This is a genomic window from Legionella steelei, from assembly GCF_001468005.1.
GTDB classification, from domain to species: Bacteria; Pseudomonadota; Gammaproteobacteria; order Legionellales; family Legionellaceae; genus Legionella; species Legionella steelei.
In genome coordinates, this window is record NZ_LNYY01000019.1 from 1,630,269 (window position 1) to 1,649,737 (window position 19,469).

A 19,469-nucleotide genomic window follows, 5' to 3' on the forward strand; every position below is an offset into this window, starting at 1 on the left:
ATATTCCAAAGTATTTCTTTCTTATTAAAAAACGCTGGGCTTAACAGCCCAGCCTACGATACTACGCGTGCTAATCGAGCCGATAACATCGTGGGACAGCCAATGCTCCCTTTTTATTTCACTGCCTCTTTTTACCGAACTTTTCTCCAACCTCATCCGACTCATCTGTTGTAGGACGTGCGTGTTTTTTAGATTGACTTGATTCAGGTTCCTTTGTCGTGCTTTTACTCTGAAAAAAATCCATCCAACTTGAATAAGTTCCTGGTTTTTGCGGAGATGACATTTTTATACGAACACTTGGTCCCCATAGGGATCCTACATAGCGACTATCAGAGAGCATTGCAAATTCATCTAGGGTAAAAGGGCTATTACCGCCTACCTCTCCATAACTTTCAGCCATCATAGAAAAATGCTCCATAGAACGTTCATAGATTGTTTCATTCGCAATATCCAGCTGTGAATAATGAGTCTTACCTTTCGCTGCTATTTTTTCTTTAGAACGTAAAACCATTTCATAGGCCGCTTTGTAATGGCTATCCAGCAAATAGGTTTGCAGATTGGGCAATCCAAGTTCTTTGCCAAAACACAGCAACAGAGAATTTAAAACAAAAGGAGAACGACAACTAAAACTAAATTGTTTTGAATCTAAGGGGTCATTGGCGGCACGCTCAGAATCTTCTACAGTATCCAATACCATTTCCCAAAGACTCAGATTATTTTTTGTTTTTACTAAAACTAACATTTCTAGCAATTGCACAAAGTTCAGTTTTTTTCCTGACTTAAGACTTAAATCAATCCCCCCTTTTTCTATTGCATGCGCAAATGCTGCAAGTAATAATCGATGCGAATAAGAACCATGCAACAGGACACGATCAATTTGCTTATTTTCATTAAAAAGCTGGCCACTTGAGATGACTCGATCAGCAATCATGCTGCTAACAAAACCAATAAATTTAACCACATAACCATTTTTATTAAGATCACGTGTGTTTTCATGTTTTAATAATAACGTATCCAGCATTCTTGCTTTTTTTAAAGGCTGATAGTCATCTGGTGGAGCGCCAGGAATGAAGTTCCCTCTTCCAGCAATCAAATAGGCAGGATAACCTTCTTGTGATGGAATGGTTTGGCTTTCTTGCATTAATTGCCCTAACTCAGCATCTAACTCTTTGAGGTGAGCTGCCACGTCCAATGGATCATAAGCAAAACGCATTAATTGATTGGCAATGTGTACTATTTCCTCGGCAGACATGTCTTTTAATAAAAACTCCGGGATATTTAAATCTTCTACCTTTGCAGTTGGAGGTGCTGTTGTCGATGCTTGAATCGTGATTTGTTCTGGCTCTATCTTAGAATCTGGCGCTACTGCACATTTATCAAAAAAATCCGCGCTTCTATATTTAGGATCCGGAGTTAATTTTTTTACCATCCTGGTCACAGTGATACCGTTGGAACTGACATCAGACGGATCTTTCTCAAACATCATGACCTCACTTTGTATGAATTAATAATAATATTAAGTATAGGATATGGCCATTTAATGTTCAGAAACTGTCTTAAGAATAGCAACTCAATTGTTTATTTCATATTTTTGATGAAAGAAACTGCTCTTGTTGTCTCAAAAAGCCACCTTTGATTTTGTCGAGCCAAGGCTCGACCTACTTATTGTTGGGGGCCCGTCTTTGATGCAATTTCATCATAGGCATTTTGAGTCGTTTCGTCTCTTTTTCTTTGATCTTTGAAAAATGTTGGCTTAAAATTAGCCGCTCGGGTGGCAATCTGATGTATTTCTTCCATAGCGCTAACAGCCTTTGGGGGATCATCTCTGCCCTCTTTAGCTTTCATATATATTTCATAAATATGATTAGGAACCGCTTTCTTGGCTCCTGATGACATGTCAATTTCTGATGAACTTCCCCACTTCCCCAGTGTCCATTGAGTTCGCTCAATTAAATGAATTATATCGGCAAGTGATTTATGAGCCGCTGAACTCTGAACCTCACCGCGCTTCTCTGCAATATATTGTTTTTTAAATGCCTCAAAGTTCCCTTTATAGTGGAATGATTTTTCAGAAAGCGTCATTGAATAATGAAGCAACTCCTCATCTTTATTCTCAGCTTTCTTCGGAATCTTATTATTAACTTTTGTGTAATCAACTAGTGCTTTTGACTTACTCCCTATTCCAACTTCTGGCATCTGCAGATTTACTTGCCTAGCATATATTGATGAAAAATCCACAAAAGAATCTGCATTTCCTTCATGCTTGTTTCTTATTTGCTGCCTTAGAAAAAGCTTATGCCAATTAACATCATCTTGCTGTTCAATTTTTGCAACTTCTTTTTCGACATTTAATTTATATTTTTTATAAATTTGCTCAATCTGCTGTTCTACTGTCGGTGGGATATGCGTTGGAACACGTATAGTGGGTAGCTGGCTAAGAGAGCTTTGAAATTCATAGAGTTTGTCACTAATAAACTCCTTTGCTACTAAATCTTCTGCAGTGCGAATATTCTGATAGTTTACGTTGTCTAAATCAGAAAGAAGTCCCAGAATATCTTTAACCTCATTAAAGACAGTAACAAGATTAGGTTTCGCAAGAATTTTTTTAAGCCTCGTTATTTGTTGTTGCACCGCTTCGTTTTCACGATTTAATTGCTCAAGATCTTGGACCCATTCTTGAAGTTCTGCGTGTTTCATTTTGAAACCTATTTGTAGCATTTGTTTCTTATATTGTAGATCAAATGCGCAAAAAGGTTTTTTATTGATTAATTTTTTTGCCATGAACCACTTCCCAATCACTGCTTTGATTGATATCACGAGTTGCAAAATGCTCAGCGCTATTCCGGCTGAAAAAAAGTAATCGGTTCTCCTTTTCTAAAGGGATATGCAGCTCTTTTAAAAATAAATGATACGCCCGATTAAAATCATGCAAGTATATTTTTAAAGCATCAAATAAAAAATGAATGGCAGCTCCCTTAGCAAGGGTTATCGTGTTTTGTGTATTTTGCAGCACTTTAATAGTCACAACCGCGTTAAAACTTGCAGTTAATGCCGTTTCAACGTGTTGCCAATAAGTGTTTTTACAAGAGACTCTTTGTTCTGTATGAGAAAAATACGGTTTTAAATCCGCTTCTAAAGTAAATAAAGTCCGTAAAGAGCGGCTCGGTGAATACGATACAGTACGCATACCACCATTTCCATTATCACACAATTGATCTAATTGCTCCGCTTGACACAATAAAATATCCATAAAGAAATTATATTGTTTCGCTAATTGAGCACAATCAATACCATTAAAATCAAAAGCGCTGCGTTCATCTGCTGCAGAAAAGATATCGAGCCAAATATTCATTTGCTGATCAAAAAGAATAACGCTATTGATGGGTAAGCCAATGACTGTTGGCATACTTTCTATATATACAGCTTGTGGCGAACTTGAATCCGCTACAGCTCCAGGAAAGTCCTGAAGAGTTGTCATTTTTTTTAATCGAGTAGATAAAATATCCACGAAATCATGTGCAAACTGATGATTATCTTCACCAAAATTAATGTCTGCAAAGGATGCAATACCTAAGTATTGAGCTAATTCTTTCTTAGTCTTGGCATCTATTAAATCAACCGGGAGTTGTCTTAAAACACAATGCACCATTTCAACAAGTAATGATTCATTCACTCGTTTTTGTAAGAGGCTCGCCTGCTCGGCAATAGCAGGAAACAAGCCCTTGATTTTTTTGTAATTTAGAAAATATCCTTTAGTGTAGCCTTTAGGATTAAACAATCCTTGATACTCCAAAGGATGTAAAAGATTGTCATTATTTTTTTTATAACCGTAATTGCGAAAAGCAGCGCCCCAATCAATACGCGCAAATTGAATAAACAGCATTTCCACTGCGCTGGCAACATCCAAACACACAACATTGCCACTGTGTACACTGTGATCACCAAAAAGCAAAGAATACATCAAGGTAATAGCAAGCCCGTAATAGTGCTGTAATTGAGTCAGGGCTATGTAGGAATCGGGGCCATACAACATCTCTGCCAATGGATCGCGATCAGAACCATCGCTATAACCGGTACCAATAATTTTATAGAGCTCTTTAAATAGAACCATAGGCTGAATAAGCCCATAACTTCCATCTTCAAAGCGAATCAGTTGAGCGCAAATAAAAGATGGATGATATATTTTGTCAATCAACTGACGACGCATAAATTCTTGGAGCAATAAACCAGCAAACAATTCCGTGAATAATTCTTTGAGATCCTTAGGTTTTTTTATGAAATAACTCACTCCAGCGGGATCATGATAAAAACCATCTACTTCACTTTGATTTTTCCCACCGTGCTTGTCTTTAAATTTAATTAATACTTCATCCTTGTAAATTATCATAGCTGACTCAAACACGTCGTCCTTTACACACTATTTTTAACATTGATTAAACGTTTGAGAAAGTTTTATAGCACTATGCTATTAAATTAAAATCGATATACATCAAGGCTAAAGAATATTAACCATGGCATAGGTTAATTTTTATGATGATTTCCAAAATTGATCTAAGATAATAGAAAAAAGAAAACATCACTTAAAATAATATTTACAATTAAAAAGTACTTATATGATTAATAAAGAAAAATGGGATAAGTTAGCCGAATTAATGATGAAACTGCAAATCAATGAGACCGATTTCATCGAAAAATTTATCATAGGCAGTGGCAAAGGCGGTCAGAAATTACATAAAACGGCCTCAACAGTTTATTTGAAGCATATACCTTCAGGCTTGGAAGTAAAATGTCAGGAATCAAGAAGCCGTGAAGACAATCGATATTTTGCAAGAATACGACTTTGTGACAAATTGCATGCACTATTGAGTGATGAGCAAACCAAAGAACAGCAAAAAATTGAACAATTAAAACGACAAAAGAAAAGACGTTCAAGGCGCGCGAAACAAAAAATTCTGGATGCAAAATCCAGACAAGGCGAACTCAAAATGCTAAGAAAAAAACCTGATTCCCATGAATAAAATGATTGCTGTACGTCCTAAAGAATTACCATTTTATCCCATAATGTTCGCCTTCAACGATCTGAGTTGTAGGCCTTTCTTTTTTCTTTAAAATCTCTTGATTCTTAATCAAAAACTTCAGATTCTCATCAATTACTCGATGTTTTTTCTCAAAATCCTCACTTTGCCCCTGATAGCTATCGAGTAGTAATTTGAGTTTAGCGTCATAGAGCTCCTTTAATACGGATAAAACCAGCTCATGAGATCTGCTATCCTCTGATTTTCCTTTAAAAAAGGATAAGCCTCCCTGTGGTGCAAAATCTTTAGGAGTCTTGATATGATTCTTTTTAATTTGTATGTATAAATCATTCAGTTGCGCCATTGCAATTAAAGGATTTTTATCTAGCATTTTCCCCAATTTCTTTTTAAATGTTTTAGGATGCTCTGAAATAGAGTTTGTTGTAGCCCCTTCAAGAAATTCTGCGACAGAGGCAATGCTAGTCTGGGCCCCTCCCTTCATCAACTTGACACACAAATGATAATGATTTTTCGATAAAGCGACGTCTAATACGGTCTTCCCTTTCACATCTTTTGTATTTAAATCCACTTTCTCTTTTAAAAGATAATCACATAACTGAAGAAATTTGGCTTCTTCCTTTTTTGAGTAATGCGATAATTCAGAGAGTGCATGATGAAATGGATTTCTGCCAGCCTGATTTCTTTTGTGAAGTAAGGTACTATCACAAGATAAAATTTCTTGTATCATCGATATATTAGGAGTTCCAATAAAAGCAATGTGTAATGCATTATTGCCATCTGCATCTTCGAAATCTATTTTAGCTCCATGTGCCAATAAGAGACGCATCATGTTGAAATCTTTTAAGGAAACCGCACTATATAAAGGTGGGCGCCCTACTTTATTGGGTATATTAATCAATCCGGGGTCTTTCTTAAGTATCTTACTTGTTAACTCCTCTCTATGCTCTGCCTTCGTATAGTAAACATGATGTAACAACGTACCTCCATGAATATCAAGTATTCTTGTATCGGCTCCTTTTCTTAATAAATAGCCAGCTAATTTTATGTTTCCAGTATTAGTAGCCAACACTAATGCTGTTCCACCTTCTTTAGTTATTGGGATATTAATATCCATTCCCGCATGCAAAAACTGCTTCACTAAACTGGTGCTTCCTATATAAAGTGCAATTTCAAAAACTTCTTTACTTAAAAGTAGTTGTTTATTTTTAGCAAGAATTTTTACCAATGCATCTTTATCCTTCCGATCCATTACTTCCTTTAAAAGAGCTGGACTGATCTCCGCGCCAGAAGCTAATAATTTCTCAAACACATCTAATTTATAATTTTTATACGCTAGAGTTATGGCTGAAGAACCTTTGTTATCTGGTTCATTGATTTGAATTACATCCGTGGATGTTAAAGCACCTATTAACTCCGGGCTGCCATACTCCGCAGCGTAATGGAATGCAGTTTTTCCCTCATTGTCTTTGATGTTCAATATGGTCAGCGCATCGTCTCGGGAGAGTATCGCGGTTAATACTTTCCCCATTATCTGCATATTTCCTGACTCAGCTGCGTGATGCAGCGCCGTTTTGCCATCATAATCTTGAATTGATAAATCCGCTTTTTTAGCAATAAGCTCATCGACCATCACAATATTGCGCATCATCGCGGCTAAATGGATGGGAGTTTTACCTACATAAATTGGCGGTGCACCTTGCTCTATACGTTGATTAATTTGAGATGCATAAGCAGATACCAACTCTTTCACGCCATGCGGCTCACTAAGATAAATTGCGCCTCGATGAAGAGGATAGGCCTCATCTAATGAAGCAAGACACTTCTGTGTCTCCCTATGCATGCTTTCAACATCCAAACGAGAGACATCAAGTTCTCGAATTTCATGGTAAGAAGGACTATCGAGCATACCTATGAACTGTTTGTTATCTTCCATCGTTGCACTATATCCATATAAAGGAACACCTTTTTTATTCTGTTCAATAATCTCTAAGGTATTAAAAATTGCTTCCTTAATCACCACTGCCAGCTCTTCAGTACTATATAAGTCAAAAACATTGGGTTCATAAAAAGTTGCTGGAGGTAACCCTTGCTGCATCAAAAGAATATTTAACAAATTGTTTACAAAGGTTCTACCATTGGCATCCTTAAAAGGATGTAATACTTCATATTGGCGAATATGCTTGGCAATAACTAGAAGTTTGTCATCAAGGGTATTAGCGGCTTTAATTTCTTTGTTATAAGATTGAGTAATTGCTTCTAAATAAACGCCAACATTTGCCCTAACTGCAAGATAGAAATGGTTTGTATTATTATGGCCGTACGCACACATGTCTTCATATATTTTTTTAGCAAGCTCGGGTATTTTCTCAACGGTTAAACCTTTTAAATAGTCTATATCAAATTTTGGACCAAATGAGCCGGCTATCCCAGGCCCGAACGATGCGCCACCTTCGATTAGAAAAAACAGTCGGAGAAATTCTTCTATTCCTTTAATTGAGGCTCGACTCGCTGGAATACCAAATGATACTGGCTCATCGGTTCTGATTTCACCTGGACTTTTCTCTTCTAGCTCCTCTACCTTCCTGCCACATCTTTTATGAATATCCTTTATTAAATCAACATTTAACTCAAACTTCTCGCCAGCTTTATCAACGTATAATGCCATAGAGCATAAACTCTCTAAAGCAGCATTAATCGAGCCTTTTTCTCTTGATTCATAACCATGCCAGCCATTTTCTTTTGACCAAAAACGCCCATCAACAAACAGTCTCCATATTTGCTCTGGCGGGTAGGCTTGCAAAAAAACTAGACCCGGTAAAGTTGGCATAAAATCACTCAAAAAGTGCAATATTATTTATAATAATAGCTCAGTGTGATTGAAATATATTCAAATAATCCTTGCTTTATGGCATAATAGCTGGCTTTATTTGCTCAGTTTCTTTAAGGATTTAGAAGCTAGACGTAGGTTGGGAAACTGCCAAATGCAGTATAAAGACTTTAGCAATACAAAATTTTCTGAAATAAGATGAACTAGTGATAATATCCCGAAGAGGTTTTTTATGATGATTTTCGCCAGCAATCTTGATTTATATTGGGTAATACGATGAGAGATAAAGTTATCACCAACAAAAAAATTATTTTTTCCCATTCGGTTGCAAAAGATCACTCCAAAAAACTACCCGTATTTTTATCAGAAAGATTTTATTCTGTAAATCAAAGTCATAACAGTGCGATTCTAATCGGCTCAAGTCTAGCCCACCAGGATCATGATATAAAGCATGATCGGATACTTGATAGCTCAGGAGCATTCGTTACTACAGATGAGGCTGGTGTTATTCATGGTGCACGCATTGCAGTGACCGACGGTTTGGGTGGAGGAGCCGGTGACCCAAAGGAGGATAAGGAGATATATAGAGTATCGCATGCAAGCTGTGATGCCTTTTTGGATAGCGATGAAGACATAGATACAGCACTAATCTCCATTGGCCACTTGACCTCTACGAGGACCGACGCGCACGCCTCCATGGCAGCTTTTACCTATAAATTTAAACAAGGAAAAAGATATTCGGGCGAATTTGCAAATATTGGCGATGGCTTAATTGTTGTTTTAGACAAGCACCATAAAATCAAACAGACCCTATGTGCACGCCATGTTTATCGAGGATTTGGTACATGGACTCCATCATCGGTACAAATGTATGCAAAAACTTCTAATAAAGACAATGTACTTGTCCGGAAAACACTTGAATTGGCGGAAGGAGACATTGTCGTTTCAATGACAGATGGCATATGGGGAGAATTGGCATCCAATTTAATTTCTGAAACAGAAAAACAACGGGATATAGATATTGATCCCCAATCATTCGAAGCTTTATTTGACAAATTAGGTGATGTCCCATACCCCTCTTCATTTGATATAGCCCAAATCATTGCGAGCCACGCAATGGCCCAAAGCTTGCGACGCCGGCAGACATTAGTAGAATTAATTTTTGAACTAGAACAACAAGACTTTCAAGAAAAATCAATAAAAACCATCAATGAGGCGCTAAATTACCTAGATAAAACAGGTATGCAAAAAACAGCAACTACTTTAAGGGCCATTCTGTTTCAGCAAGCCTTAAATGATGGGATAATTTACTTTGACAATGTGGAGATTCCACTTGATATAGTGATGCGGGATTTAAAAAGTCGCACTGTTGGAGATTGTTCGACAATTAACGTCACGCGAATTCCTTATCATTTAGATGAGCTCATACGGTGCTTTATCGCTTATCCTGAGAGACGCCAGGTCTTATTGCCACAACTCGATATGACGATTCATTCTGAAGCTGACTTAAAAGCGGCTTTTAGGCGCCTTTCTTTTGAGGTAATGCAATCTGAAGTTGATTCCAAGCTTTCTGACGTGCATTTTGAACCAACATTTAAAAAAGAAACGCTTGATAAGATCCATACCCTCTTAATACACTATTTTCGACTATCCCATCTCTTAAACGGAAAAATGGATTATCAGAAATTGTTAGATCATTTAAATAGCTACCTAACTCAAGAAAAATCTCTAGAAAAAAATGATATTACCTTATTACTATCCATGTTAAACGACAAGATTAAACCCAAAAAAGGATTTTTTCATACATTACTTGGGGAAAATCAAAACAAATTATATAAATCATTTTATAAACAACTCGAGTCTCACTTTTTAAGTGACAAAACAGATAATCAATATCAACCCAATTAGGCTTATCAAGGTCAGTTCAAGATAACGAGTTCGTGAACGCTTACGCAGCATAAGCTATACTTGCACATTATACGAATCGATTTTAATAACCTATTTTTTATGCTTCGAAAAATAATTCATATTGATATGGATTGCTTTTATGCCGCCATTGAAATCAGGGACAATCCCTTATTAGATAATAAGCCTGTTGCAGTCGGAGGATCAGCAAATCAACGAGGTGTGTTATGCACCTGTAATTACGTTGCGCGCCAATATGGAGTACATTCCGCCATGCCCACATCGATGGCACAACGCTTATGCCCTGATCTCATCGTGCTACCGGTAAACATGTCTAAATATAAAGCAGTATCACAGTCAATAAATAGCATCTTTCGACGATTCTCTGACCTAGTAGAACCATTATCCCTTGATGAAGCGTTTCTGGATGTCACACATTCTGCGCATTGCCAAGGCAGTGCCACATTTATGGCACAAGCAATTCGAGAAGCAATTTTTAAAGAGCACCAACTTACAGCTTCAGCTGGTGTCGCCCCTAACAAATTTTTAGCAAAAATAGCAAGTGCCTGGAATAAACCTAATGGGATATTTGTCATTACGCCTGAACAAGTAGCGCACTTTATTAAAAAGCTTCCTATAAACAAATTATTTGGGGTCGGTAAAGTCACCGCAGCGAAATTAAATCAATTAAACATATTTACCTGCAATGATTTGCATCAGTATTCATTGGAGTTTTTAATAAAACATTTTGGGAAATTTGGTCAACAATTGCACTATCAAGCCCAAGGAGTTGATAATCGTCCCGTTCAACCTCATCGCCTACGTAAATCATTAAGCGTAGAAAAAACCCTACAATATGATATTCATGATCCACATAAAGCCATTAAAATAATTGATGAACTTTATAAATCATTAATTGTACGAATACAGGAAAATGCGGCTGATTTGTTAATAAAAAATCAGTTTATTAAAATAAAAATGAGTGACTTTAAATTAGTTTCGGCTGAAATCAAAAGTACGCAAGTTAACTTAGAGTGTTACAAGGAATTATTTCAAAAAATTATTCGCAATGAATCTAAACCGATTCGACTCCTGGGGATAGGAGTTCACTTTGCTCTTCCTACGGAAGATAAGAGTTATCATCAACCGTCCTTATTCGGAATTGAAGAATAAAAAGAGTTATAGACTACTCTCACGAAGATACTTGTAACCTGGGAAACAAAATGAAACCCGGGTTTCAGTCCTTCGGATCTTCACCCAGGCTACCCTTAAGTTGATGCTACTGTCTGCTCAGGGAATATGTTTGAATCTTAGTTTCGGTGCATGAGGCATGAATACAGACGCTTCATTTACGCGACATAAGTCAGGTTAAACATCACCCCATTCGTGTAGAAGTGGTTTTGACCTAAGCCCTCTCCCATCGTTTGTTCCTCTGCGCGCCCCAGCTGGTTTTTACCCCAATCAGCAAATTCATAACCCACACCTATTTGCCAATTCTGATTCAATGCTTTTTGTACCCCAGCACCTACAGTGTAGGTAAATGCGGTTTGCGTATGAGATGAGAAGTTAGGATTTTTAATAGCCTCAAAAATCTTAGGCGTATTATCATAAGAATGAGAATCGTTGAAACCCACACCAATGCTACCACTTACCCACGGCATGACGAGCAGTCCCATATCTGCCAATAATTTTCCTTTTAAGGCAACATGAGTATGCTGGATTTTATAGCTGTAAGTGTAGTTATTAAATTCTGGATCGGCATCATCCCAAATGTCACCTGAAAGACGAGCATTGGTAGTTGCAGCAACTGCCACACCTAATTGCCCCAAGAGAGTTGGAGTTAATGAGCGTTGCACACCTAAAAATACCTCAAAATCTGCAAGAGCGTTGCTGGTGCTATTTGCAGCATAAGTTTTCTCAATATCAGGCGTTAAATAAAAAGTCTGGCTATCAGCACCAGTTGGCCATACTGGGCCAATACTTAATGCCGCAAGGTAATTAAAACGTGAAACAGGTTCACCCATGGTGCCCGCTATAACATTGCTACTTAAAACACTCGCTAATAATCCAAATAAATAAAACTGTTTTCTCATCTTAACTCCCTGCATATGAACTATGAATGTAATAATGTTTGAGGCATCTAAACATAGAGTTTTATAAATATCAATAAACTAATATGCCTTTCTTTGTTGACGAATAACTCCAAAACCTGTAGAAAAATGAGCATTAGAGTAAGGAGCCACGTTAATGGCTTTTTTTGCTACTGTGTTTACTACTAAAAAGGATATTAGAGTGAAAATAATTCCATTCCAATTAGCACGTGTTACTTTATTTTTAATGATGGGTCAGGCTTTTGCGGGTAATCCCATTCTTCATTCTTTAGACAGGGCATTTCCAACACAAAGCACTACACTAGGTGGAAGTGTCACTTCGACATATACTTTTACAAATAATCTTCCTTTTGCCTTTAAAAAACCATTTCGCGTGACACCAATACTTTGTCCTGCTGCGAATCAAGAATGTACTGCTCATGAAGCCGAATTTAAATACACCGATCAATGTACTGGTAAAAAATTACAACCTAAAGAAAGTTGCACCTACAGCATTACCCTAACACCTAATAGTGTTGGACGAAAAACTGTTATGGTAGCGTACAGTGGCTATGACAATAATGTAGTGAATGTTCAACCACCACTCACAACTATTGCAACAACAAACCCTGCTGGCCTTTTTGGTACGGCACGCTTCCCTTCAGCACAACCTTTACCAAGCCAAGGATTTGCGAATACAAACTATACAGTGGCATTTACGTTTACAAATTATGATGCATCTACAGTCAGTTTTACGCAGAGCATTACTCAAAATAACAATCCGAACCATCCCAACCTTTTAATTACTAGTAACAGCTGCATTCCATCAGGAACAACCGGAACATTAGCAAGTGGTGCACAATGCACTATTACCGGCATTTTCAACTCACCTACTAATGGCTCCTTTAACTTATCAGCCCAATTAATTGGCAACCTAAGTTCTAACACCCTCACTACATCAACCACCGTACAGTCCGTTTCATTCAATCAACTCATCGGTGTTGATTACAATCCCAATCACTATACCAATAACTATCCCTTTAATTTTCACGATGTTTTTTATACGGGAACACCCAATAATCCCGCTGCAACTAATGTTTATGCAGAATTGCAACAATTACAAAATGCAGGATTTACCACCGTTCGTTCCTATCAAACAGAACCGTATAGTTGGATAGATATTATTAACCAAGCCAACGCATTGGGAATGAAAGTAGTTTATGAAGCAGTGATTCCACAACTTCCAAGTGATACTAATTATCCTGGATGTCCGCTAGGTGCTCAAGATTATATTCCTTGTGCCCAAGCCACATTAAATGCTGTAATTCAAGCAGTCACTCCTGCGGTGTTCAATAAGACAGTCATCCTTGTTTTTGCAGGGCATGAAAATTATTGTAATGCGGGGAATACAATTCCTCCATGTACAGGAGCCTCAAATGTTACTTATTTAACGAGCGCAGTGTCAGCCTTGCAAGCAACACTTACTGCCCAAGGGATGACAACTCCTGTAGGTTCCGCACTCATCAGTGGAAATTTAGTCACCCCGACCCCTGCAATTTCTGCGGATATGCAAACATTAATTAACTCTTATTCGCCTACCGCTCCATTAGCCTTCGACCCTTACCCTTTTCAATGGGGTGTATCTCCAGCAACAGCCGCGGTATGGACTCCTCCATTAAGTTCAACAACCCAACAAACTAATTCACTTGCATGGGATTACATCCAAGTTGTAGGTTCAACAACACCTCCCGCCTTACCAACGGCTAATCCGCAGCCATTTTACACAGCAGGTCGTGTTTTATTAACCGCAGAAACAGGATGGGCAACCGCAGGAACCACTACCGGATATGCATGCAACTCCCCTGGCCCATGTGCTCCATCCGTTGCAAATGCTACCTCCTACTTTCAAACGCTTTATCAACTAGGCACAAGTAATTTTGTACAAACATCTGGATATAATATAGGTGTACTCGCATTTGAAGCTTATGATGAACCCGCAAAACCTGGACCCACTGCAGAACAAAATTATGGCCTTTTTGACTCAGGCTGTACGCAAAAAGGAGCAGGATTGGTTCCCAATAACACAATGGTATCCGCTACTGGATGTCAAGGATTTACCAACGGTACCCTTTTAACCATATTTGGAACTACCCCTCCGACTCAACCCTCATTTATAGTGCAAATTACTTATCCATCGGGGCAGCATCCGAACATTAAAGCGACGATACCTGCTAATTCTGGCACAGCTCCGGATATAAGTTCAGTAACGCCTTGGCCTCAATTCTTAATTTATCAAGGAGCACAAATTACTGTTTCTTCAACTACAAGTACACAATCATGTACTACTACGGCTATCTCAGTAACTGCCATCCCATCTGCAATTACTTTTGGGCCAGTGAGTTGCACAAATCCACCACCCAGTAGCATGGGATGTTTTGGTCTGGGCTGCCAGTTGTCGAATCCTTTTTAGTTAAATAATTAAGGTTTGTCGGGCCAAGGCCCGACCTACGCCATTCATTGATTTAATCCAAACAAAAAGAACGAATAAAAAACGACATGATCAAATATTTGACAAAATAATGCTCTTCAATGTAAAATACCGCCACTTTGATCAATTAACACACACTTGTAGGCGAGATAGCATTATGAAAGCAAAAAAAGAACCAGCGAAGGTAAGATTTTATCAACCACAACCTTTTCCCAAAACGAGCCAGGAAGCTTTTGATATATTAAGCTACAACCAGGATTTATCGGAAATAAAGGATATTTTATTTAATTTTAAACAATTAGTTGATATTAAGAAAAGTGTTCTAACCTCCCACACTCTTCCCGACTCCAAAATACCTAATAATCAAGCATTCATCGACAATTTGGAGACACGCATTAATAGACTGGAAGCAGCTGTGGACAAAGATGAAGCTTATCCTTCTTTTTACGGCGACGTTTGTAAGGTAAAAGAGGATCTTCAAGTAATTTTGGGATATTATCAATCGCAGATAAAACAAGGCCAACCCATTGTGAAAAGCTATATGAGACAAGCTCAAAGTAGCGCTAGTGAACTTACGGCTTTAGCATCTGAACTTGCAAGCGAGCAGCACCCTATTCTAGATAACAAGGATTCAAGGATGCTCACCAAATACACAATTAATTATTGTGCAACGGATATTATGCAAGAAGATGTAGCAACGATCGAATATATTGTTCAAAAACCTTATTTACTTGATCACAGTGATGATCCACAGTTTTCCTACCTCAAGTAATATTTTCAATAAAGAAAGAAGTATCAAAATTTCTTTGGTACTTCTTAAAAAGGAACTCTTTTGCAAAACGAATAAGGAGTAAATCAAACATGTGTAAAAAATGTTTCATCGTTCTTTTTTGTTTGACACTACTTTTTTTTCCCTCGAAATTTGGCCATACAAGTTCATCAATAACACAACAAAAAATTAATCATGCGGTAACTGTTTTTATGCACAATAACCATGTCCCTGGATTAGCATTGGCAGTACTCAAAGACGGCAAGCCCCTACTCATAAAGGGATATGGTTATGCCAATATTGCAACAAAAGATCCAGTAAATACTAGGACTTTGTTTGGAATTGGTTCTGTTTCCAAAGTGCTCACTACTTTTGCCCTGATGACTTTAGTACAAAATGGGAAAGTGAATATCAATCATTCGGTCCTGGATTATGTACCTAAAGCGCCTCAGAAATGGCGACTGGTCACTATTCAACAATTACTGTCACACTCTAGTGGTATTCCTCAGCACCGAGGTCCCCACCTCCCCTGGATTAAAGTGTGGAACGCTCTGGCTAAAAAACCCTTGCAGTTTCAACCCGGTACCGCAATTGCTTATAATAATTTTGGCTTTGCTGTATTAGGACGTGTTATTGAAAATGCCAGCCATCAAACATTACTCAATTACTTAACATATGCTGTTTTTAACCCATTAGGGATGCACGATACAGGTTTACCTGACACCCTCTTTCCTGCAAATTTAGCAACAGGATATCAATCACAAGCAGGAAAAATTACTCCAAATCCGAATCAACGACCATGGCAACAAATGGGCGGCTCAGGCGGGATCGTATCCAACATCGATGATATGGCCAAATGGGATAAAGCGATGTCTGCTGGAGCAATATTAACTCCTGCAGCGTATCGTCAAATGTGGACGCCGGTTTTTTTAAAAAATGGCAAACCAGCAGGCTATAAAAATTGGGCTTGGGCTTTAGGCTGGCAAATTTCATCCATTGGTGGCAAACGCATTGCGTTTAAAAATGGGGCGATAAGAGGCTACAGCAGTTGGATGGAACGCCACCTTGATGACAAAGTAAGTATCATTATTCTCACCAATACCAATCATGTACCATTAAGACGCCTTGCGAAGCGCATTTTCAATCAAGTCATGAATGCACCAGCAAACTAAAGTTTGCTGGTAATTCGTCCCCTAGAGCACTTAAAAATGTATTTTTGAGACATTACTCTCATACTGTCACGCAATAGACGCGTCGTAGTCATTGTTCAAATGAGTAAAGGAATTTGTAGGCTCTCCGGTCACTCGAGATCAACTAAAAAGTTTTGCCTCCGAATCCATAGTAAATATTAGGCGTTTTATTCTCACTTATTTTTTTCAATTCAGTGAGTTGTTGAATTGCCTGTGTTCTTTGTTCACTATAATCAATCATTGTATATAGTAGTTGATTTGCTGCTCCTACCTGCAATAATTGAGCATCACAAAAACTTAAATTCTCTATAATGTCCCCAACAAGCATGATTTTTTTATCGACAAATGCCTTGCTCAATTGCTCCTCTGCGCTTTCTCTGTTGCATTTAATGGCGCAAATAATGGAACAAGGCAACACCTGATAAGCTAATACTTCATAAGCATGAAGTGGCCAACCGGCGCTAAGAGTCATTGAAGATTTAAAAAACTCATTAATATTTCTTGTCTGCACTGTTTGTAGTTCATTGAAATCAACCACAATTTCTTTGTTGTCAGTAGGAGTATCTTGTGCTCGTAACAAACGCACTTGTCCCTCAGAGCCGACATATTCAATGTGCGTAAAATCTGGAAGTGCAATGGCATATATATAGGTATCTTCTTCATTGAGTGGAAAAATAGCCGCGCTTTCAACTTTTGTACTCATGCAAATGCATACAGCAGGATCAGCATCCACAGCTCTATCATCAAGGCCTCGATCATTAATATATCCTCGAGACTTAATTGCCTCTTTCCACCAATCGTTACCAAAAGCTTTAATTTTTGGAAAAAAACCTGTTTTAAAAATCAGCTCAGGTGGCCTGGTGTCCGAACGAAAATAAATTCGTCCTTGTACTTTAGGCAGGGTATTTTCTTTATTAGGCATCAAAGAACTCCAATATTCAGCGAATCCTAGTTGCTTACAATCAGGATTTCCTTAGAATAGATCTCAATAGTTCCTGGTTGCAAGCGTCCAGCCTACCTTTTTTCTTGTGTGCAGTAGATCGGGGAACGATCGAAGAATGGGATTATGCGTTTTGGCTGTAGGCGATTACTTTATCTTTACCTGACAGTTTTGCGGCATAAAGCGCATGGTCAGCCGCCTTGATAATTTCCTCAATAGAAGCACCGTCTTTGAGTGCTTCTGCTACACCAATTGAAATGGTGACATTATTCAATAAAGTACCTTTAAAATATATTGTTATATTTTTTATCTTTTCACGAAGTTCTTCCATTTTCTTCACGGCATTATTTAACGCAGTATTCAACAATACAACAACAAACTCCTCCCCTCCGAAACGAACGGGAATATCGCTTTCACGAAAACTGTCTTTTAATAGTTTTCCTATCGACTTGAGTAACTCATCTCCCGCTAAGTGGCTGTACGTGTCATTAAACTGTTTGAAATTATCGATATCCAACATCGCAACACATAATGTTTTTTTTTCTCGAGCAACTCGATTTAATTCCCGCGACAAAATGTCATTTAAATAACGTCGATTATATAAATCAGTTAAGGGATCATGTAATGACAACTCACTTAATGACACACGCAAATTTATATTAGCAATAGCAAGTTTAACAATATTTCCAAAAGAGTGGGCCATGTCTTGTTGGTGTTGTGTTAACTTCTTGTCTTTTGGCGCTAACAGATGAATCACACCAATCAATTCATTTTGTACCATCAGAGGTAACGCCATATATCCTCCTTGAGGAGGAGTCTGAAAATGGGAACAAGGCACTGATTTAGTGGGATCATCAACTACATTAGTGGTCGCTTCACGAATTGAAAAGCAGTCTATAGGAAGAAATATAGTGGGTAATAACTGTTCCTTTCCCCACTGGGTTACTGTTTCCATTTGATTGATTGCTTTATTATAAATTGATAAACCGCCACTTAAGTCAGGAAATAAATCTTGGGCAATTAAATGGATTCGTGGGTACGCTTCTTCGGTTGTAATACAAATTTGTAGTGAACGATTTAGTTTATTTAATAAACTTTCGCCATGTTCTAATAACTTTAATTCATTTAAAGTTTCCATCGTTTTTTCATTCAACTGCCGCATTTTTTCATCATTCTGGACACGATCACTGATGTCCTTCATTTGTATAATGAAATTAATCGGCTCCCCATACTCATCACGTATTAAACTCGAACTAACCATCCCCCAGATAATACTACCGTCTTTGCGAATGTATCGTTTTTCCATGTGTGAAATTCGCAATTCACCTTGCAGCAGCTTATTCATGGCGTCTCGAGTCATAGACACGTCATCGGGATAAGTAATTTCCAGTATATTTTTGTCATGTAACTCTTCGTCACTGTAACCCAGAATTTCTTGTAGTGTACGATTGGCATGAGTACATCTTCCCTCAGGCGACACAATGGCCATGCCGATTGGTGCATTTTCAATAGTATTGCGAAAGTTTTCTTCACTGCGCCTTAAATTGGACAATAGATTTGAACTGTATATTTCCAGATAAATTGATTTCATTAAAAATTGACTTGCTTGTTTGGTGACATAGAGCATGATAGTTACATAAAACAATGTTGCTATCAGTAAAATAAATGACAGCAAGGGTGTCAAAGACAAAGATAAAAAAATCAAGAGCAACCCAACTGGTATGACAAAAGCAATGTATGCATTATGGATTGTTAGCAATAGAGCTGCAGGGGCTCCAAGAAGACCAATAAGATAAACAAAAATTACCATACGATACAGCGGATCATTTATATAGATAAAGAGTGCTCCTCCTAAGGCCCATAAAACACCTGACAGGAGATTATTCACTATAAAATATTTTTTCCAAAAAGATAGATGAAATAAACCATCCTGTTTTTTTCGACGAGAATAATGAACTAAAAATAAACCTCTTAGCACATGGTTGAAAAGAAACATCCCCACAATCCATATAACGATTAGAAGTTTATTATTCACTTGGTGCCAAATAATTGTGGCAAAAAAAAGCATCGCCAAAAAATCGGCAATAATTAAAATATAAAATTTTTTATATGACTCGGCTATGAGCTTATTTTCTATTTGTTCGCTCTTAATACCTGGAAAGTCCATATGATCCTTAAAAGTTTATCATCTATTAAAATAATAGTATTGATTCATGGAATATCC

Annotated in this window: 13 protein-coding genes; 6 read left to right on the top strand and 7 right to left on the bottom strand. The window is 37.8% G+C overall.

The window, feature by feature from the left end:
- Window positions 1-118: 118 nt before the first annotated feature.
- From Lste_RS11335 to Lste_RS11345, 3 genes are all read right to left on the bottom strand, one after another.
- Complete coding sequence (locus tag Lste_RS11335) at window positions 119-1,486, bottom strand: hypothetical protein (RefSeq protein WP_157070730.1); 1,368 nt, start codon at window positions 1,484-1,486, stop codon at window positions 119-121.
- Window positions 1,487-1,662: 176 nt separating this feature from the next.
- Window positions 1,663-2,781 (bottom strand): hypothetical protein, encoded by a 1,119-nt coding sequence (locus Lste_RS11340; protein WP_058511039.1) that lies wholly within the window; start codon window positions 2,779-2,781, stop codon window positions 1,663-1,665.
- Window positions 2,759-4,387, bottom strand: coding sequence for a hypothetical protein (locus Lste_RS11345; protein WP_058511040.1), 1,629 nt, complete (start codon window positions 4,385-4,387; stop codon window positions 2,759-2,761). Before Lste_RS11345 ends, Lste_RS11340 begins: the two co-directional genes overlap by 23 nt.
- 226 nt (window positions 4,388-4,613) lie before the next feature.
- On the opposite strand from Lste_RS11345, the gene Lste_RS11350 reads away from it, so the two are divergent.
- Window positions 4,614-5,018, top strand: a complete 405-nt coding sequence (locus tag Lste_RS11350; protein ID WP_058511041.1) for a peptide chain release factor family protein — start codon at window positions 4,614-4,616, stop codon at window positions 5,016-5,018.
- Window positions 5,019-5,043: 25 nt separating this feature from the next.
- On the opposite strand, the gene ankX is transcribed toward Lste_RS11350, so the two are convergent.
- Window positions 5,044-7,863 (bottom strand): Dot/Icm T4SS effector AnkN/AnkX/LegA8, encoded by a 2,820-nt coding sequence (ankX, locus tag Lste_RS11355; RefSeq protein ID WP_058511042.1) that lies wholly within the window; start codon window positions 7,861-7,863, stop codon window positions 5,044-5,046.
- Window positions 7,864-8,139: 276 nt separating this feature from the next.
- On the opposite strand from ankX, the gene Lste_RS11360 reads away from it, so the two are divergent.
- Complete coding sequence (locus Lste_RS11360; RefSeq protein ID WP_058511043.1) at window positions 8,140-9,771, top strand: hypothetical protein; 1,632 nt, start codon at window positions 8,140-8,142, stop codon at window positions 9,769-9,771.
- A 99-nt stretch (window positions 9,772-9,870) separates the two neighbouring features.
- A complete protein-coding gene (dinB, locus tag Lste_RS11365) occupies window positions 9,871-10,941 on the top strand; it encodes a DNA polymerase IV (RefSeq protein ID WP_058511044.1) in 1,071 nt (356 codons plus the stop codon).
- A 176-nt stretch (window positions 10,942-11,117) separates the two neighbouring features.
- Here dinB and Lste_RS11370 read toward each other — a convergent pair whose 3' ends face one another.
- The gene (locus Lste_RS11370) at window positions 11,118-11,861 is read right to left on the bottom strand and encodes an outer membrane protein (protein WP_058511045.1); all 744 of its coding nucleotides are present in this window, start codon (window positions 11,859-11,861) and stop codon (window positions 11,118-11,120) included.
- A gap of 154 nt (window positions 11,862-12,015) precedes the next feature.
- Here Lste_RS11370 and Lste_RS11375 point away from each other — a divergent pair, with 154 nt between their 5' ends.
- The 3 genes from Lste_RS11375 to Lste_RS11385 all read left to right on the top strand — a co-directional run bounded on the left by Lste_RS11375 (window position 12,016) and on the right by Lste_RS11385 (window position 16,287).
- The gene (locus Lste_RS11375; RefSeq protein WP_058511046.1) at window positions 12,016-14,328 is read left to right on the top strand and encodes a glycosyl hydrolase family 17 protein; all 2,313 of its coding nucleotides are present in this window, start codon (window positions 12,016-12,018) and stop codon (window positions 14,326-14,328) included.
- Between the two features lie 175 nt (window positions 14,329-14,503).
- Window positions 14,504-15,118, top strand: a complete 615-nt coding sequence (locus tag Lste_RS11380; protein WP_058511047.1) for a hypothetical protein — start codon at window positions 14,504-14,506, stop codon at window positions 15,116-15,118.
- An 89-nt stretch (window positions 15,119-15,207) separates the two neighbouring features.
- Complete coding sequence (locus Lste_RS11385) at window positions 15,208-16,287, top strand: serine hydrolase domain-containing protein (protein ID WP_058511048.1); 1,080 nt, start codon at window positions 15,208-15,210, stop codon at window positions 16,285-16,287.
- Between the two features lie 142 nt (window positions 16,288-16,429).
- On the opposite strand, the gene Lste_RS11390 is transcribed toward Lste_RS11385, so the two are convergent.
- Both Lste_RS11390 and Lste_RS11395 read right to left on the bottom strand, forming a co-directional pair.
- Entirely contained in the window at window positions 16,430-17,227 is a 798-nt protein-coding gene (locus Lste_RS11390) for a hypothetical protein (protein WP_058511049.1), read from the bottom strand.
- 142 nt (window positions 17,228-17,369) lie between these two features.
- Entirely contained in the window at window positions 17,370-19,412 is a 2,043-nt protein-coding gene (locus tag Lste_RS11395; protein ID WP_058511050.1) for a GGDEF domain-containing protein, read from the bottom strand.
- Window positions 19,413-19,469 lie beyond the last annotated feature (57 nt).